Source organism: Fontimonas thermophila, assembly GCF_900113085.1.
Classification (GTDB): domain Bacteria; phylum Pseudomonadota; class Gammaproteobacteria; order Nevskiales; family Nevskiaceae; genus Solimonas; species Solimonas thermophila.
This window is the reverse complement of the sequence record NZ_FOOC01000021.1, coordinates 1-17648: the sequence shown is the minus strand read 5'-3', so window position 1 is coordinate 17648 and position 17648 is coordinate 1. Positions and strand designations below refer to the sequence as shown.

13 protein-coding genes and 5 pseudogenes are annotated in these 17648 nt (G+C 65.6%); 5 read left to right on the top strand and 13 right to left on the bottom strand.

The genetic code is table 11. From position 1 onward, the window contains the following. Positions 1–306: 306 nt before the first annotated feature. The 7 genes and pseudogenes from BMZ48_RS12475 to BMZ48_RS12445 all read right to left on the bottom strand — a co-directional run. Positions 307–3435, bottom strand: coding sequence for an efflux RND transporter permease subunit (locus BMZ48_RS12475; RefSeq protein ID WP_091535818.1), 3129 nt, complete (start codon positions 3433–3435; stop codon positions 307–309). After that, positions 3432–4853 carry an efflux RND transporter periplasmic adaptor subunit gene (locus BMZ48_RS12470; RefSeq protein WP_159431184.1) on the bottom strand — a complete coding sequence of 474 codons (1422 nt, stop codon included), beginning with the start codon at positions 4851–4853 and terminating at the stop codon, positions 3432–3434. The genes BMZ48_RS12475 and BMZ48_RS12470 overlap by 4 nt, the downstream gene beginning before the upstream one ends. After that, the gene (locus BMZ48_RS12465; RefSeq protein WP_091535815.1) at positions 4846–6147 is read right to left on the bottom strand and encodes a TolC family protein; all 1302 of its coding nucleotides are present in this window, start codon (positions 6145–6147) and stop codon (positions 4846–4848) included. The genes BMZ48_RS12470 and BMZ48_RS12465 overlap by 8 nt, the downstream gene beginning before the upstream one ends. 68 nt (positions 6148–6215) lie before the next feature. Beyond that, complete coding sequence (locus BMZ48_RS12460) at positions 6216–6575, bottom strand: hypothetical protein (RefSeq protein ID WP_091535812.1); 360 nt, start codon at positions 6573–6575, stop codon at positions 6216–6218. A gap of 77 nt (positions 6576–6652) precedes the next feature. Beyond that, positions 6653–7246, bottom strand: coding sequence for a DUF4396 domain-containing protein (locus BMZ48_RS12455; RefSeq protein ID WP_091535809.1), 594 nt, complete (start codon positions 7244–7246; stop codon positions 6653–6655). A gap of 1 nt (position 7247) precedes the next feature. Further along, positions 7248–7613 (bottom strand): MerR family DNA-binding protein, encoded by a 366-nt coding sequence (locus BMZ48_RS12450; RefSeq protein ID WP_234981647.1) that lies wholly within the window; start codon positions 7611–7613, stop codon positions 7248–7250. Between the two features lie 29 nt (positions 7614–7642). Further along, positions 7643–7915 (bottom strand): annotated as a pseudogene (locus BMZ48_RS12445) (MerR family transcriptional regulator); the annotation flags it as partial. Positions 7916–8259: 344 nt separating this feature from the next. Between BMZ48_RS12445 and BMZ48_RS13255 the strand changes: the two are divergent. From BMZ48_RS13255 to BMZ48_RS12420, 5 genes and pseudogenes are all read left to right on the top strand, one after another. Then, a pseudogene (locus BMZ48_RS13255) lies at positions 8260–8433 on the top strand (mercuric transporter MerT family protein); the annotation flags it as partial. A 269-nt stretch (positions 8434–8702) separates the two neighbouring features. Continuing rightward, positions 8703–9123, top strand: a pseudogene (locus tag BMZ48_RS12925) (FAD-dependent oxidoreductase); the annotation flags it as partial. A gap of 2 nt (positions 9124–9125) precedes the next feature. Next, on the top strand, positions 9126–9260 hold the full coding sequence (locus tag BMZ48_RS13400) for an acyl-CoA dehydrogenase family protein (protein WP_091535822.1): 135 nt from the start codon (positions 9126–9128) through the stop codon (positions 9258–9260). Positions 9261–9313: 53 nt separating this feature from the next. After that, positions 9314–9484: an acyl-CoA dehydrogenase family protein gene (locus BMZ48_RS13310; protein ID WP_091535800.1), complete on the top strand. Its 171-nt coding sequence runs from the start codon at positions 9314–9316 to the stop codon at positions 9482–9484. A gap of 253 nt (positions 9485–9737) precedes the next feature. After that, the gene (locus tag BMZ48_RS12420) at positions 9738–12008 is read left to right on the top strand and encodes an alpha/beta hydrolase-fold protein (RefSeq protein ID WP_143383700.1); all 2271 of its coding nucleotides are present in this window, start codon (positions 9738–9740) and stop codon (positions 12006–12008) included. A gap of 301 nt (positions 12009–12309) precedes the next feature. Here the strand turns inward: BMZ48_RS12420 and BMZ48_RS13245 are convergent. The 6 genes and pseudogenes from BMZ48_RS13245 to BMZ48_RS13095 all read right to left on the bottom strand — a co-directional run. Continuing rightward, positions 12310–12765, bottom strand: a pseudogene (locus tag BMZ48_RS13245) (methyltransferase domain-containing protein); the annotation flags it as partial. Positions 12766–13043: 278 nt separating this feature from the next. After that, a complete protein-coding gene (locus BMZ48_RS12410) occupies positions 13044–13790 on the bottom strand; it encodes a DUF3047 domain-containing protein (RefSeq protein ID WP_091535790.1) in 747 nt (248 codons plus the stop codon). Further along, complete coding sequence (locus BMZ48_RS12405; protein WP_091535786.1) at positions 13787–14401, bottom strand: TIGR04282 family arsenosugar biosynthesis glycosyltransferase; 615 nt, start codon at positions 14399–14401, stop codon at positions 13787–13789. The genes BMZ48_RS12410 and BMZ48_RS12405 overlap by 4 nt, the downstream gene beginning before the upstream one ends. Continuing rightward, complete coding sequence (locus BMZ48_RS12400) at positions 14398–15069, bottom strand: TIGR04283 family arsenosugar biosynthesis glycosyltransferase (protein WP_091535783.1); 672 nt, start codon at positions 15067–15069, stop codon at positions 14398–14400. The genes BMZ48_RS12405 and BMZ48_RS12400 overlap by 4 nt, the downstream gene beginning before the upstream one ends. Before the next feature lie 4 nt (positions 15070–15073). Then, positions 15074–17227, bottom strand: a complete 2154-nt coding sequence (locus BMZ48_RS12395; RefSeq protein WP_091535781.1) for a dihydrolipoyl dehydrogenase family protein — start codon at positions 17225–17227, stop codon at positions 15074–15076. Then, a pseudogene (locus tag BMZ48_RS13095) lies at positions 17224–17484 on the bottom strand (DUF3641 domain-containing protein); the annotation flags it as partial. The gene BMZ48_RS12395 and the pseudogene BMZ48_RS13095, both read right to left, overlap by 4 nt. Positions 17485–17648 lie beyond the last annotated feature (164 nt).

Genomic DNA, 17648 nt, shown 5'->3' with positions numbered 1-17648 from the left:
CGGGTTCAACCATCGCAGACTGCTGGGGTCGATCGGGAACATCCCGCCAGCAGAAGCCGAAGCGGCTTACTATCGGCAACAGGCTGCGCTGCCCCCGGCAGCGTGACTCAAACCAAACAGCCTCCGGGATTCTCGGGGGCGGTTCAACACGGCAAAAACCCTGGATGCGCCAGCCAATCTGCTGCACCCGCATGGCACATCCTGCCGTCCCAAGAAGTGCCGAAGGTTTCTGAAACCATACAACCGAGGCAGGGTCAGACACCCCCTGCCCGGCCTTGCCGTGCGCCTGGCCAACATCTGCATCCGTCAGCGGAATCGGCGTCCGCGCAGCAGCAGATAGGCCGCCGGCAGCACGATCATCGACAGCAGCGGCGCGCTGATCATGCCGCCGATCATGGGTGCGGCGATGCGTTGCATCACCTCACTGCCAGTGCCGGAGCCGGCAAACAGTGGCAACAAACCGGCGATGATGACGGCGACCGTCATGGCCTTGGGGCGCACGCGCAGCACGGCACCTTCGATCAGCGCCGCGCGCAGGTCGGCCATGCTCTGCATCTGGCCGCGCTGCTCGCGCTCGCGGATGGCTTTGTCGAGATAGATCAGCATCACCACGCCGAACTCGGCAGCAACACCGGCAAGCGCGATGAAGCCGACGCCGCTGGCAATCGACAGGTGATGTCCCAGTCCATAGATCAGCCAGAAACCGCCGAGGAGCGCAAAGGGCAGTGTGGCCATGATGAGCAGGGCCGCTGGTGCGCTGCGGAAGCTGAGATACAGCAGCAGGAAGATGATCGCGAGGGTCAAAGGCACGACGATCTGCAGCCGTTTGGTGGCGCGCTCCAGATATTCGAACTGCCCCGACCAGGTGACCGAATAGCCCGGCGGCAGCGTCACGCGCTCGGCAACCGCTTTCTTGGCGTCGGCGACATAGCTGCCGAGATCGCGGCCACGGATGTCCACGTAAATCCAGCCGCTGGGCCGCGCGTTCTCGGACTTGATCATCGGCGGGCCGTCGGTGATTGTCACCTCGGCGAGGCTGCCCAAGGTGAGCGTCTCGCCACGCATCGTCACGACCGGGAGGTCGCGCAAGTCCTGTACCGAGTCGCGCAGCTCGCGCGGATAGCGGATGTTGATGGGGAAGCGCTGCAGACCTTCGACCGTCTCGCCGATGTTCTCGCCGCCGATGGCGATGCGGACGATGCGCTGCACGTCCTCGATGGCGAGCCCATGGCGCGCAGCGGCGCGGCGATCCGGCACGATCTCGATGTAGCGGCCGCCGGAGACGCGCTCAGCGAATGCCGAGGCGGTGCCCGGCACCTGTTTCACCACGGCTTCGATCTCGGCTGCGACCGCCTCGATCACCTTGAGGTCCGGTCCGGCGATCTTGATGCCGACCGGCGACTTGATGCCGGTGGCGAGCATGTCGATGCGGTTGCGGATCGGCTGTACCCAGACGTTGCCCATGCCGGGGATTCTCAGCGCCGCGTCCATTTCTTCGATGAGTTTTTCAGTCGTCATGCCGGCGCGCCACTGCGACTTGGGCTTGAGCCGGATCGTGGTTTCGATCATCTCCAGCGGCGCCGGATCGGTCGCCGACTCGGCGCGGCCGATCTTGCCGAACACGCGCTCGACTTCGGGAAAGGTTTTGAGGATCCGGTCGGTCTGCTGGAGGATTTGCGCGCCCTTGCCGACGGCAAGCCCCGGCAGCGCACTCGGCATGTAGAGCAGGTCGCCCTCGTCCAGCGGCGGCATGAACTCGCGGCCCAGGCGCGTGGCAGGCCACAGCGTCGCCAGCGCCGCGAGCGCGGCCAGGGCGAGCGTTGCGCGGGGATGACGCAGCACTGCGTCGATCACCGGCCGATACAGTGCGATGAGCGCACGGTTCAGCGGATTGGCGGCTTCGTCCGCGATCCTGCCGCGAATAAAGGCCACCATCAGCACCGGAACCAGCGTCACGGACAGCCCGGATGCGGCAGCCATCGCGTAGGTCTTGGTATAGGCCAGCGGCGCGAACAGCCGGCCCTCCTGTGCCTCCAGCGCGAACACCGGCACGAAGGAGAGCGTGATGATGAGCAGCGAGAAAAACAGCGCCGGGCCGACTTCCGCGGCGGCCTCGGCGATGAGCGCCACCCGCTGCGCGCCGTCCGGATCCTGCCCGGCATGCGCCTGCCGCCAGTGCTCCAGCTTCTTGTGCGCGTTTTCGATCATCACCACGGCGGCATCCACCATCGCGCCGATGGCAATCGCGATCCCGCCCAGCGACAGAATGTCGGCATTGATCCCCTGCGCGTGCATGACGATGAAGGCTGTGAGGATGCCGATGGGCAGCGTGATGATCGCCACCAGCGCCGAGCGCAGGTGCCACAGAAAGATGACGCACACCAGCGCGACGACTACAAACTCCTCCAGCAGCTTGCGCGTGAGGTTGTCCACCGCGCGTTCGATCAGCGCGGAGCGGTCGTAGGTTTCGACGATTTCGACACCCTTGGGCAGACTCGCCTCGAGCACTTCCAGCTTGGCTTTGACCGCCTCGATGGTGGCGAGCGCGTTTGCGCCGGAACGCAGGATGATGACGCCGCCGACGACCTCGCCCTCGCCGTCGAGCTCGGCGATGCCGCGCCGGATGTCCGGGCCAAGCTGCACGGTGGCGACATCGCGCAGCAGAATGGGCGTGCCATCTTCGCCCAGGCCCACCGGGATTTCGCGGAAGTCGTCGAGCGTCTTCAGATAACCGCGCGCGCGCACCATGTACTCGGCCTCGGCGAGTTCCAGCACCGACCCGCCGACCTCACCGTTGGCCTGGCGCACGGCCTCGATCACGGTTTCCAGCGGTAGCCGGAAAGCACGCAGGCGATCCGGATGAAGCACGATCTGGTACTGGCGGTTGAAGCCGCCGATGGTGGCGACCTCGGCCACGTTCGGCACGGCTTTGAGCTCGTATTTGAGAAACCAGTCCTGGATCGCACGCAGCTCGGAGATGTCGTGCGTTCCGCTGCGGTCCACCAGCGCGTATTCGTAGATCCAGCCGACGCCGGTGGCATCCGGCCCCAGCGCCGTGCGCGCCGTCGCCGGCAGGCGGCCCTGCACCTGCGACAGATATTCCAGCACCCGCGAGCGCGCCCAGTAGAGATCCACTCCGTCCTCGAACAGCACGTAGACGAAGGACTCCCCGAACATCGAATACCCGCGCACGGTCTTGGCGTGCGGCACGGACAGCAGCGTCGTGGTCAGCGGATACGTCACCTGATCCTCGACCACCTGCGGCGCCTGGCCCGGATAGGTCGTGCGCACGATGACTTGCGTGTCGGAGAGATCGGGAATCGCATCCAGCGGCGTGTGCATCGCCGAGTAAAGCCCCCAGATGGCGAGCAGAACCGTACCGAACAACACCAGGAAGCGGTTGTGCACCGACCCGTGAATCAGCCGGGCGATCATCGCGTGCTCCCGCTCGTGCCGTGGTGTGCGTGGATATCCCGATCCGACCCTGCGGACTGATCGGCCGTGCGCACGGCGGGCGACTCATCCTCGTGTCCCACCATCCGGTGGTAGGCCCCGAGCAGGTTTGCTTCCGAATCGATCAGGAACTGGCCAGAGACGACGACCTGCTGACCGGGCTTTAAGCCCCCGAGCACGACGGTCTCATCTCCGCGCTCGGGGCCGAGCGTGACGTTCACCGGACGGTAGCGACCCTCGCCCTCGGCGACGATCACCACGTTGCGCCGACCAGTGCGGATCACCGCCTCACTGGGCACCAGAATCACCTCGCGCCGCGCTCCGCCGAACACGGTGACTTCGGCATACATACCGGGCTTGAGCACACCATCGGCATTGTCGAAGGTCAGACGCGCGCGCAGCGTGCGGGTCTGCGGATCGAGCAGCGGATAGACGTAGTCCACCCTGCCCTCGAACACCCGACCCGGCAAACTCCGCAACCGGGCCTCGGCCGGTTTGCCGGCCGCAATCCAGGTGGCCTGCGCTTCCGGCACCTCGACCAGAATCCAGACCGTGGACAGATCGGCCAGCGTCATCAGCGGCATGCCCGGCGCAACCTGCGCGCCCTGACGCGCCTGCAGCTCGGTAACGACACCGGCTTGCGGCGCGCGGATCAGAACTTGGCGCTGCGGGCGGCCACTGGTGCTCGCGTTCAGCAGCCCGAGACGCGTCTGTGCCGCCTCGATCAGCGTGGCGTCGTTGAGCTTCTGGGCCAGCGCCAGCTCTTCCTGCGCCGCCAACAGCTCAGGTGAGTAAATCCCGGCGACAACCTGCCCGGCGCGCACGGGATCGCCCACGGCGCGCACGTCCAGGCGCTCCACCCAGCCGGGCGCGCGCGCCTCGATCACGGCGATACGGTTTTCATCCACCGCCACGCGGCCGACGGCGTCCACCCGCTGCCAGAAGCTGCCGGTCGTGACCGGAGCGGTGCGCATGCCCAGGTTCTGCGCCATGCGCGGATCGACACGGATGACAACACCCGCGCTGTCATCCATGCCGCCCTCGTCGGCATACTTGGGGACCAGCTCCATGTCCATGAACGGCGATTTGCCCGGAGCATCAAAGTGCACCTCCGGGCGCATCGGGTCATACCAGTAGAGCACCTGGCGCCCGCCGCTTGCTGAAGCGCTTGCAGACCGGTCTTCGCGCGCGACCAGCTTCATGCCGCAGATCGGGCAGTTGCCCGGCCGGTCTTGCCTGACCTGCGGGTGCATCGGGCAGGTGTAGTAGGTCTTGCCGTGCTCGTCGGTCATCTTCACCAGCGCGTGCGTGTGCGGCGTCGTGCGCTGCGCATACCACCCGCCCACACCGGCGCCAACGACGACGACCAGTACCCAGGCCATCAGGATTTTCTTATTCATGATTCTCCTCCGTGTTGGAGTCGAGAACGCCGAGATAACGCAGTTCGAGGCTGCGCTGGGCCCGATCGAATTGCAGGTCGAGCCGCGCCTTTTGGATGTCGAGCGCGGCCCGGCGGGCATCCAGCACCTCGCGCAGCGCATTGCGGCCGGAGCGCCAGCCGGCGAGCGCCGCCGCGATGCGGTTCTGGCTCTGCGGCAGCAAGGTCTGCTCGTAATCCTTCAGCCGGATCGTCAGCCACTCGTAGTCGTGGTGAGCCAGACGCACCTGCGCCATCAGTTGGCGGCCGATGTCGTCGATGGCAAGTGCTGCCGCATCCTGCTGCGCGAGCGCCGCCGCAAGACCGCGGTCCTGCCGGTTGCGCGTGAACAGCGGCAGATCGACGCCGACCTGCAGCATCAGCATCTCGGAGAACGCGGGCCGGTAACCGTAGGCCAATTCCACGCGCCAGTCGCTCCGGTAGGCCGCGCGCGCGAGGTCTGTGCCCGTCTGGGCGGCCGCGAGCCGCGCGGCGGCCACGGCCAAAAGCGGATGGGCACGCACGCGTTGCAGTGCGCTGTCCAGGCTGGGCAAGGCAGGCGCATCGGCCAGCTCCGGGCAGACCGGCCGCATTGCGGCTGCGCCGATCCAGCGCGAGAGCGCATGGCGGGCGTAGGCGATGCGCTGTTCGACACCAGCGACCTCATCGCGCAGGCGATCCGCTTCCTGCCGCGCCGCCAGAAACTCGGCCTGGGTGGCGGTGCCTGTCTTCAAAGCAATCTCGACTGCCTGCTGCTGTGCCTCGGCTTCGCGCAGGCTGGCGCGGGCGAGCCTCAGCCCCTGATCCCCACGCCAGAGTTCGAGCCAGGCCGAGCCGGCGTCGCGGCGAATGCTGCGCTCGGCCAGGCGATACTCGGCCTCCAGCCGCTGCGCCTCGTGTTCGAACTGCTCGCCACGCAAGCGCCGTTTCTGTGCACGCGGAAACTCTTGCATCAGACCGATCTGGATCTGGGTGTCCGCATCGTGCGTGAACGACCCGGCGTCGCCGGTGTTGATCGGCAGATCGGAGATACCCGTCCGCAACTGCGGATCGGGCAAGGCGCGGGCGGCAACGGCAGTCTCACGCATCGCCCGGATCTCGGCCTCAAGACTCTCGAGCACGGGCTGGGCCTCGAGCGCGAGCTCAGTCGCCTCATCCAGATCCAGCGCAACGCCGCCATCGTCTTGCGCCCGGACGGACGGCATCGTCAGCGCCAGCACCAGCGCCAAGGTACTGGCGCACCGCGCACGGCGGGCGCACAAATCTTTGGAAAACATCGTTTCTCTCCACGGTGGGGCCAGACAAAGGCCCGGGAGCGGCTCTCAGAGCGAGCCGCAAGACGGCATCAGCCGTGGAGCGGAATGGGCGGACGTAACAGCGCGCGGGGTAACGGCGAGGTCGAAAAAAGCGATGCGGCACCCGGCTCGGTCCGGGCCGGCGGGGGCACGCTCATGCACAGGGTCACGGCAGGAGCAAGCTGCCCCAGCAGACAGCGCGCCATGTGGGGACAGTCTTCGTCGCAGCAGGACGCGGGCGGCTCGGCCTTGGCCGGCGCTTTCTGGCGGTGGCAGGGCGGATCCGCAGCGGCTGCCAATGCGGCCGTCACCTCGGCCCGCCGGGCGTGCGGCGCAGCGGACACGGCCAGGCCCTGCAGCAGGAGCACCAGCCCCATCAGCACGCTCAAGCCGGTCCGCAAACGATTCATGGCGCTTCTGACTTTAGGCAATTTTCAAGGCTTGGACAATGCGCTCAACGCTGGTGTGGATGCCCGATGGCGAAGGCTCAGTGGCACGGCTTTTTGACGCGGCTGCGCAGCAGCCACCAGTTCACCGGCCAGGCGGCCCCAAATCCCGCCGTAAGTGCCGCCGCAAAACCCAGCCAGAACTGCGGCGCGAACGGCGAAGCCGCCTGCACACCACCGACGTGGTAGTCGGTGAAGTTCATGGCGAATTCCATCGCCGCAATCGAGATCGTCTCGCCCAGCCAGATGGTCTTGAAGGCCTGCCCCCAGCCCATGCCCTGCCTGACCAGCGGCCACAGGCCCAGGGTATAGCCGCTGGCGAAGCCGAGAACCGTGGCCAGCGCCATCGTCGCCCACGGGTACAGCCCCAGGCTCACGCCGATGGCCAGACCCATCCATTCGCCGATGGCACAGCCCGTGAGGCAGTGCAGCGTTGCGGCCGTGGTCAACCGCGCGTGCGACGACGATGCCCCGGCATGCACGTGATGCGCAGGATGTGCCGCGGCGGGCTGCCCGGCTGCGGACGATTTGCCATGCTTCGCAGCACAGGCGTCCACCATCTGGGCCTTGGCCGATACGGCGCAGCAATCATGTCCTGCCGCCGGGGATTCTGGATGGATCTGGCTGGGGGTCATGTCAATACTCCTTGCATGCGTGGTCGTCCTGCGCGAGCACGCCTTCGATGATGGGGCAACCTTTGACCGAGCCTTGACCCGAACAGCGGCTCACGAGCGCGGCCAGGGCATCACGGATGGCGGTCAATTCCCGCAGCTTCTGATCAAGCTCGGCAAGACGCCTTTCCGCCAGGCGTTTCACACTGGCGCGGCTGCCCTTGGCCGCATCGAGTTCGAGCAGCTCCGCGATCTCTTCCAGACTAAAACCGAGCCGCTTGGCACGACGAATGAAACGCAGGCGGTCCACATCGTCCGCCGAATACAACCGATAGCCGCTTCGCGTGCGCGCGGCCTCAAGCAGCAAACCCTTGCGCTCGTAAAAGCGCACGGTGTCGATGCCGACGCCGGCTTGCTTTCGGCAAGACGCCTTTCCGCCAGGCGTTTCACACTGGCGCGGCTGCCCTTGGCCGCATCGAGTTCGAGCAGCTCCGCGATCTCTTCCAGACTAAAACCGAGCCGCTTGGCACGACGAATGAAACGCAGGCGGTCCACATCGTCCGCCGAATACAACCGATAGCCGCTTTGCGTGCGCGCGGCCTCAAGCAGCAAACCCTTGCGCTCGTAAAAGCGCACGGTGTCGATGCCGACGCCGGCTTGCTTCGCGACTTTGCCGATAGTCCATGTCTGCATGCAGACCTCCTGATGCTGGGGCATAGCCTAAACCCTGGACACAAGTCCAGAGTCAAGCCCTGCCGCCGTGGATGTTCAGCGGCAAAGCGCGCAAGGGGGTAGAAAAGCGAGGTAATCACCCAGCTGACCCCATCTCTGCAGAGATTGCTGCAGATCATGCCCACCGGCTGGGCACACGATTTTCCTCCCCGGCATCCGATCCATGCGCGCGTCCATGTGCGTGAGCACACTCAGCCTGCACGCGACGCCAGAGCGCAGATGACGTAGATCGGCCGCATCTTGACTCCGTGGTCAGCTACGGGGATGGCGTGGCAACCTTCATTCACAGTCGCTCATGGCGAGAGATGCAGGACCGCTCTAGGCTCTCGCTCGCCGCCGGTGTCGTCGCCGGCTTGGGCACTTCCGCGTGTTGTGCACTGCCGCTCGCGCTGGTCATGGCCGGCCTCGGCGGCTCGTGGCCCGCTTCACTCAAGACACTCGAAGCTTTCCACCGGATTTTCGTGACGGCGGCGATCATCGCGCTGTTCTTCGCTTGGCGCAGCATCTTTCGTACGCCGCAAGCCTGCGCGCCGTCAGCCCTGCGCCGATCCGCGCGTACAGCGCCGCCGCAAGGCCGCGTTCTGGATCGTCGTGGCGGTGGTGATCGGGCTGCTGACGTCCCCTATTCCGCAGTCCTGCCCCTGTTCCGCAGTCCTGATCGTCTAAAGAAGCCGGTCATGTCAAGACGCACTTTGCGACACTGGGGCCGGCCGACGTACTCGCCTGCTGCCCAGGCGGCACGACCCCGCACCTCGCGATCATCGGCAGCAGCGGTGCCCATGGTGGCGGGCGGCGTTGAAAGCGGTCGAGCGCGGCGCGCGCCTGAAGCTGATCAAGCGCGAGGCGATCGGCGGCACCGGCGTCAACATGGGCTGTATGCCGTCCAAGAGATCCTGATCCGCGCGGCGCACATCGCCCACCTTCGTCAAACGAGCTCATTCGACACCGGCATTTCCGTGACGACGCCCGCGCTTCTGCGCGAACGGCTCCTGGACCAGCCGCAAGGACGCGTCGAGGAACTGCACCACGTCAAGTACGAAAGCCTCCTGGCCGACACCCGGCCATCACGGTGCGGCGCGGCGAAGCCCGTTTCGAGCACGAACACCGCCTGGCCGTGCGGCTGGCGAACAGCGGCCAAGCCGGTGGCGTTCGACGGCTGTCTGCTGTCTGACTGAAAGCGGGAGGACCTCGCGAGCGCCAAACCTTCGGCCGCCCGCTGATCAAGAGCCAGGTGATCCGCCACAACCTGGTCGACATGCGCATGCGCATCGAAGCCCCGTGCGCAAATCTCGGTGTGCTGGCCTGACGTGTCGCACACAACCAGATGTCAGTGGCCGATGTGGTCTGCTCAAGAACCTGGTGACGACACTCGAATGGAGCGCCAACGAGGCCATGCAGACCTTCGGTGGCGCCGGCTATCTGCAAGGAACCAAGATGGAGCGGATCTACCGCGAAACCAAAGTTCTTTCGATCGGTGGCGATTCGCTGGAGATCATGAAGGATCTCGCGGCGCGGCAGATGGGCTTCTGACGCGGTCGCTCGGCGGCTCCCGCACCCGCGCTCGCCCGCCCATCGGGCGGGCTCACGGCACCGTGTCGCCGCCGCACCGCTCGCCGAAAGTTCTTTCGATCGGTGGCGATTCGCTGGAGATCATGAAGGATCTCGCGGCGCGGCAGATGGGCTTCTGACGCCCCACGTTGACAATCCACTCGGCAACACCGTAAGACGGCACCGGTACAACACAAAAACGCGGACGATACGTCCGTCTGTGAGGAGAGCCGCCATGAACCGCCCTTGCCGAGCGACCGCCGGTACCGTGCTGTGCGCTTTGCTCTTTGTCGGTTGCGGCAGCAGCGCACCGCCGGCCTCCATCGAGGCGCTGCAGCCGCCGTTCGGCAGTTCGCTGTACAGCGGCCCCGAACCGCGTCCGGGCCCGCCGATTCTCTATGCGCCGCCACCGCGCGCACCGCAGCTCGAGAATACCGGCATCTGGCGCGCCCCACCGATCCTGATCTCGGGCGCCTCGGCCTACCGTGATGGCGAGTTTTTGTACCAAGACTTTTTGTTCGATGACCACGGCGCCAACGCTGCGCTGGAGAACGTCGTCGATCTCGCCGCTGGTCTTGATGCCGTCGCTGACGACGTGTTCTCGCGCCGCGGCGGCAGTTATCGCTACCCGCTCGATCCGGTGTACGCGAACAACGCCGCCGATCTGGTCGAGTTCCGCGTGCGTGCACTCGACACAGCCACTGCGTTCCGTGTGACGCTGAACACCCTGCTCGACCCTGACCGTGTCGCGCTCACGCTGGCGCTCGGTGACAGCGCCGCGCCGCGTGCTCTGCCGCGCGGTGCGAACGTTGTCGTCCCGGCGCGCTGGGCGCTGACGGTCTTCGAGCGGCAGGCGGAGCTGGTCGATCTCGACACCGGAGCCGTGCTCGCCAACGATCTGCCGGTCGAAGTCGATCTCGAACGCGCGCAGATCCACTGGCGTGTGCCGCGCAGTGTCTGGGATCCGGGCCGCGAACGTATCGCGATGGCGCTCGGCGTCGGTCTCTGGAATACGACGACCAAAGCGTATCTGCTGCCTGGCGCGGTTGCGAACGAAACCAGCCCCGGCGGCGCCCTCGGCTTAAGCGGCCCGCCCGCGGCCTTCTTTAATGTCGCCTTTCGTTACGACGAGCCTGGGACCGAGCTTCTGCCGACGCTGTTCACGGATCTCGTGCTCAACACCGCCTGGTGGCGCAACAAGCGTCAGGGCGCGGCGCTTGCCGCCGGCGACATCAGTGAGTTCCGGGCAACGGTGGACTTCGGCCGCCTGCGCGACGGCATCGACGATGACATGCCCAACCAGCCGGGCGGTACACCGACGGTGGGCGCGATCAACCGCATTTTTGCAAGTCGCTTCACCCATGCACCCGGCGTCAATCCGGACAACGACTGTGGCACCGCCGAGGGCTGTCTGGGCCGCTTCGGCGGTCAGTTGCAGCCCTACGCGTTGTACGTCCCGGACCGTGCGCCGCCCGAAGGGGGCTTCGGCTTTACCCTGCTCTTGCACTCGTTGGCGGCCAATTACAACCAGTACCACGGCACCCGCCATCAGCGACAGCTGGGCGAGCGTGGGCGCGGCTATCTGGTGGCCACACCAGCGGGCCGCGGTCCGGATGGCTGGTATGTCGAGACTGCCGAGGCCGATGCCTTCGAAGTCTGGAACGATGTGGCACGGCACTACCCCTTGAATCCAGACTATGCGGCCACGACGGGCGTTTCCATGGGCGGCTACGGCAGCTACCGCTTGGCCACGCGTTATCCTGATCTCTTCGCGCGCATACATACCATCGTCGGTCCGCCCGCGGTCGGCATCTGGGTGCCACCGCTGCAACCGAGCCCAGGCCCGCAGTCGAACACCTTTGAGTCGCTGGCGTCGTTGCGCCATGTACCGACGCTGATCTGGGTGGCGACGACCGACGAGCTGGTGCCCTATCCCGGGCCGCTGACGCTAGCCCAGGAACTCGATCGGCTCGGCTATCGCTATCGCTTCGAAAGCTACGCGCCGGCCGAACACCTGACCTTCTCGTTCAACGACGAGTACCAGCCCGGCGCCGACTTTCTGGGTGATCGCGCCGTCGTGCGGAATCCAGCGCATATCAGCTACGTGGTCAACCCGCGCATGGACTTCGCCGACGTCGGCATGATCGCCGATCACGTCTACTGGCTGTCGGCGCTGGTTACACGCGATGGCGAGCCCGGCAGTATCGATGCGGTGTCCGAAGGCTTCGGCGCGAGTGATACCCAGGTGCTGCCGACGCAATTCGGCGCGGGTCTGCTGACCGGCGGCATCCTGTCGGGGATCGCCTATCTCAGCCAGTCACGCGATTGGGGCGACGCCTCCGCGGCGACGGTGGCCGACCGGCTGCGTCTAGTGCTGCGCAACATCGCCAGCCTCACCGTACACCCCGAGCGCGCGCGCTTGAGTTGCAAGGCCGAGCTGGAGGTGGACAGTGACGGCCCAGTGGAGATCCGCTTCGCCGGCTGCGGGCGCGTGGAGCGCTACTGAGTAACCGTATTGTTCGTCAAGTCTCCCGTGGCAGAAGTGCGCAGAGTCGCCGGCACGAACATAGGTTGCCCACCGAGTGCTTTGTAGTGGGTGAGCAACCTGCCCTGAGGCCCGGGAAGGGGCCGGCGGGTTACCCACAACCCAGCTCGGTGGACAACCCTGCGCCCAAGCGTCACCCCCTCATGTCGTGGCAATGAGCGCGGTATGGACCTGCTAGGCGGTTCGTATGCGGACCATGGCATTGAGCGTGGTCAGCAGCTTGCGCGTGCAAGCCACCAGCGCGACCTTGGGTAGCTTGCCGGCGGCGATCCGCGAACACATCAGAGAAATTCAACCCGCCGCCGGATTTGAGCAGGCGCTCTACGCCCCGCAGCACCGCCGGCTTGTCCGGCGAAAAATCGACCACGCAGTTGGAGACGATGACATCGAAGCTGCCAGGCGCGAGATCGGGCCCGTCCAACCGTTCTATATAGCTCTTGAGGAAGCGCACGTTGTCGAAGCCGAACACTTCGGCGTGATGGGCCTGGTGTTTTTGCGCGACGGCCAGCTGTTCGTCGGTCATATCCACGCCAATGACTTCGCCCTGCGGCCTCACGAGCTGTGCCAGCACATAGACATCGCGCCCGGACCCGCAGCCCAGATCCAGCACCCGGCAGCCTTCCAGCAGCAGCGGGCAAACCAGCCCCGGGCAAACTAGCCCGCAGCCGTAATAGCTGGCGAGCACCTCAGGGTAAAGGCGCGCGAGCAGCGGCTTGAGTCACTTCGGTTCAGACGGTCGATTTGTTACACATCAATGGTCAATGGCCGAGCACCGCCTGCTCGCTCTTGAACCAGCCCAGCTGTCCGGGACGTCGAAGACAAGGTCGATGCCATTGACCATCAGCACGAGCCAGCCATACGCCGCCTCGACTGCGGTCATCTCTACGGCGTATTGATGCCAATGGGCGCCAACTGGCGAGGCACGATCGGATAACGAATGTCGTTGCGGCTTTTCCATCGATGGACGCTCCCGAGAACCTCTGCGCACGAGACGCTTCAGGGGTGAAGGGATGGCGCCGTGAAGACACAGGCCTGGTCTTTCCCCACGAAATGAAAATCGGCAAACCCTGCGTGGGCGGTTTCACCGGTGTTGTCGGTGTCGCTGGCCACGGCCAGTTGGATGGCCCGGATGCGGTCGGTGCCGAACAGCGTGCGCGCATCGGTGAGCACATCGCGGCGTTCTTCGACCCAACGCTGGGCGCGCCCGGCACCGGATTCGAGCACCATCATGCGCGCCAGATCGGTGTAGGCATTGGGAGCCGTGAAACCCACCGGATGCGTGTTGTCCCAGACGTAGTTGATGGCGGCGTCGGGCAGATCGCGGCCGTAGAGCTGGCGACCGAGAGCAAGCTTGAGACGTTGACTGAGCGTGAGTACCGCGGGATCCACCGACAAGGAGAGATAGACCCGGGCGGCAAAATCGTCTCCCGATTTTGTGCGCAAATCCGCGCTGCGCAGCGGGGCTTCGATGCGCCAGCGCCAGCACAGTACGGGTGTTTGTCCGAGATCGACCGTGAGCGGACGCGCCAGCATCGCCATGCTCGCCTCGGCCCGCGCCTCGATCGCCATGACACCGTCCCACGCGCGCAGCCGGTAGCGCGTGGGGGGCACCTTGGTGGAGGGTTGAACGAGTCGCCAGGGCGCCGGAATCTCGACCGATTCCGCTTCGAACCGGCCCACGTCGAGTATCTGCGCTGCCAGTGCAGCCGGCCACAGCAGCGCCAGCCAAAGTCCGCGCGTCATGCCAGCCAGCCCGGCGGCACGGCCGCCAAATCCGCCGGTTCGTCGATGTCGCTGAGCGCAGCAAGCTGCGCCACCGTCCAACCCAGCGTGCCGATGCGTGCCAACGTCTCGGCACAGACACGGTTCGTGCTCCATGGAATCTCCTCGAAGATATGGGGGTGATGACGGACCAGACCGAGCAGCACATAACCCCCGTCGGTGCTGGGGATGATGACCGCCTCGTGCGTCATGAGCTGCCGGGCGGCGAGCTGTAAGTGATGGCGCGTCAGACCCGGACAATCGGTGCCGATCAGCAACACGGCGTCGTGCGCGCTCAGCACACGACGGGCCGCGCGGTCGAGACGCGCACCCAAATCGCCTTCGCCTTGCCACTGCCAATCGACAGGCCAGCCACGGTCGCGCCAGGGCCGCCAGGGCGGCGCGTCCGGCTGGGGCGTCACGCACAACTCCACGTCGCCGATGGCTGCGGCCAGGCTCTCGTCGACGGCGTGACGCAGCATGCGCTGGGCCAATCTGGCCGACCCTTGCTCGCCCAACGCCGGAATCAGCCGCGTCTTGGCCATTCCCGGCAGCGGCGCCTTGGCGAAGATCACGATGCGCAGACGCCTCATCGGTATGCCCTGGCCAGCACCTCGGCCGGCACGCCGCGCCAGTAGCGCCAGCGCAGCCACCACATCAGCACGATGGTGCGCCACACGCCGCGCGTCTCCCAGCGCCGGCCCGAGGTGGTCACGCGCAGACGCAGGCAGGCAGGCGGGCCAAGACGCTTGAGCGATCGGCTGATCTCGATGTCCTCCATCAGCGGCTGGTCGGGAAACCCGCCGACGGCCTCATAGGCGCTGCGCGTCATGAACAGCGTCTGATCGCCGGTGGCAATCCCGGTCAGCCGCGAACGCAGGTTCATCAGCGCGGCCACCACGCGCAGCATCCAAGAGCGACCCTCGATGCGCACGTCGAAACGTCCCCAGAGATGGCTTTGCAAGGCCGCCTCGACGGCTGGCACGGCGCCATCCGGCAGGCGCGTGTCCGCATGAAGGAACAGCAGCACATCGCCGCGCGCGGCGCGCGCCCCGGCGTTCATTTGCCGCGCCCGCCCTGCCGCGCTCATCAGAACACAAAACCCGGCCGCACGGGCAATGGCATCTGATCCATCCTGACTGCCGCCATCCACAAAAAGGATTTCCACGCCTGATCGGGCAAGTGGCGCCAGGTGTTCGCACAAATCGGACAGGACGGCTGCTTCATTGAGCATGGGGACGATGATGGAGACACGTCCCATCTTTTTAGCCCCTCATCCAGCGGTGGTAGCGCTCAAGAAAAGCAAGCAGGGACTGCGGCGCATGGGCCCGCCGCCATTCGCCGGCAAGGTATTTGTTGGCCTCGGCCCAGGTGGGATAAGGGTGGATCGTCGCCAGAATCTTGTTCAGACCAAGCCCATGCTTCATCGCCAGCACGAACTCGGCGAGCAATTCCCCGGCATGCGCAGCGACGATGGTGACACCCAGAATGCGATCCTTGCCCGGCGTGGTCAGCACCTTGATCCAGCCTTCGGCATGACCCTCGGTGATGGCGCGATCGAGATCGTCCAGATCATAGCGGGTCACCTCAAACGCAATGCCTTTTTCTTTGGCTTCTTGCTCGTTAAGACCAACCCGCGCAATTTCTGGATCGACAAAGGTCACCCACGGAATCACCGAATAGTCCACCTTGAAACGCTTGACGCGACCGAACAGCGCGTTGACTGCCGCATACCAGGCCTGATGCGCGGCCGTGTGCGTGAACTGATACGGCCCGGCGACATCACCGGCGGCATAGATGTTCGGGTAGAGCGTCTCCAGATACTCGTTGGTCTGGATCGTGCGCTGCACCGGGATACCCAGCTCTTCCAGCCCATAGCCTTCCAGGCGTGCCTGCCGCCCGACCGCGACCAGCAGCTCGTCGAAGGCGATGCGCCGTTCGCTGCCGCCCGTGGCCACGACCAGGCGCTTGTCGTCGCCGTCGCGCTCGACACGCAATGCGCGATGATCGATCAGCACTTCGACCCCATCGGCGTGCAAGGCGTGGCGCACGAAGTCGGACACCTCTTCGTCCTCGCGCAGCATCAATCGTGGCGCCATCTCCACCAGCGTCACCTGCGATCCCAGCCGCGCGAAGGCCTGGGCCAGTTCACAGCCGATGGGTCCGCCGCCGAGCACGATGAGCCGCGCCGGTGCGCAATCACGATCCTTCAGGCGCTCCCACAGGGTGTCGGAGGTGAGGTAGTCGATGCGATCCAAGCCTGGCAGCGGCGGCACGAACGGCCGCGCGCCGGTCGCCAGCACGATGCTGCGGGCCGTCAACTTTTCCGTTGTGCCATGTTGATCCGTGATCTCCACCGTCCACGGATCGACCAGACGGGCATGCCCACGGCGGACGTCCACGCCGAGCGCGGTGTAGCGCTCGACACTGTCATGCGGGGCGATGGCCGCGATCACCGCATGCACCCGCGCCATGACCCGCTTGAATGAAGACGCAGGATTCGTGGATGCGAGACCGAAGTGCTCGGCGTGGCGCATCTGATGTGCGAGCTTGGCACTCGCGATCAGCGCCTTGCTCGGCACGCAACCGTAGTTGAGACAATCACCCCCCATCTTGTGCGACTCGATCAAGGTGACCTTGGCCTTGACCGCCGCGGCGATGTACGACGTCACCAGCCCGGCGGCGCCCGCCCCGATCACGATCAGATTGCGGTCAAAGCGCTTCGGGCGTTGCCAGCGCGCATACAGGCGTCGGCGCTCGAAGCGGCGCAGCAGCCCTCTGGCCAGCCAGGGAAACACCGCCAGTAGCGCAAAAGACGCCAGCAACGGCCAGGACAGAATGTCGCCCGGCTGCTTGATCTGCGTCAGCTGCATGCCGGCGTTCACATAGACGACCGTGCCCGGTAGCATGCCGAGCTGGCTCACCCAGTAAAACGTCCAAGCGCGCATGCGCGTGAGCCCGAGCAGCAGGTTGATCAGAAAGAACGGAATCACCGGCACCAGGCGCAGCGCAAACAAATAGAACACCCCGTCCCGATTCAAACCTTCATTGATCGCCTGCAGCCGGTGGGCAAACCGCTGCTCAACCCAGTCGCGCAGCAGATAACGCGCCACCCAGAAAGCCAGCAGCGCCCCTAGACTCGAGGCGAACGACACCAGCACCGCGCCCTCGATCAGCCCGAACAAGGCCCCTGCGGCCAGCGTCATCACCGCCGCCCCCGGCAGCGACAACGCCGTGATCGCGACATAGCAGACGAAAAAACCCGCAGCAAACGCCAGCGGATGCGCATCCCGCCAGGCCTGGATCCGCGCCAGCTCGGCCTTCACACCCGCCAGCGACAGCCATTGCGCACCGCCAAAGTAAAAGAACAGCCCTGCTGCGGTAAGAAGCACCAACACCAGGATGACTTTTTTTCTCATGCCTTGCCTTTGTACGTGAGTGCACCGCCACAGCTGCTGCCACACCCGGCGGTACATCCATAGCAGTGATCGGCCACGCGGATGGTGGCACCCGTAAGATCATCTTGCAGCAAATCGCGCAGATGCCGACGCCGCCCCGACAGCGGCAAGCCCAACTGCTGATTGAAACCGCAGTCGTACAGATATCCTTGCCAATCCACGCTCACCAAGCTGCGGCACATGACGGCGGCGAGGTTCTCATCGCGGTGATGATTTTTCACAGTGAGGTCGTATGAGTGAACCGCCCCGGTAATCCCGGAGGCTGTTTGGTTTGAGTTACGCTGCCAGGGGCAGCGCAGCCTGTTGCCGATAGTAAGCCGCTTCGGCTTCTGCTGGCGGGATGTTCCCGATCGACCCCAGCAGTCTGCGATGGTTGAACCCG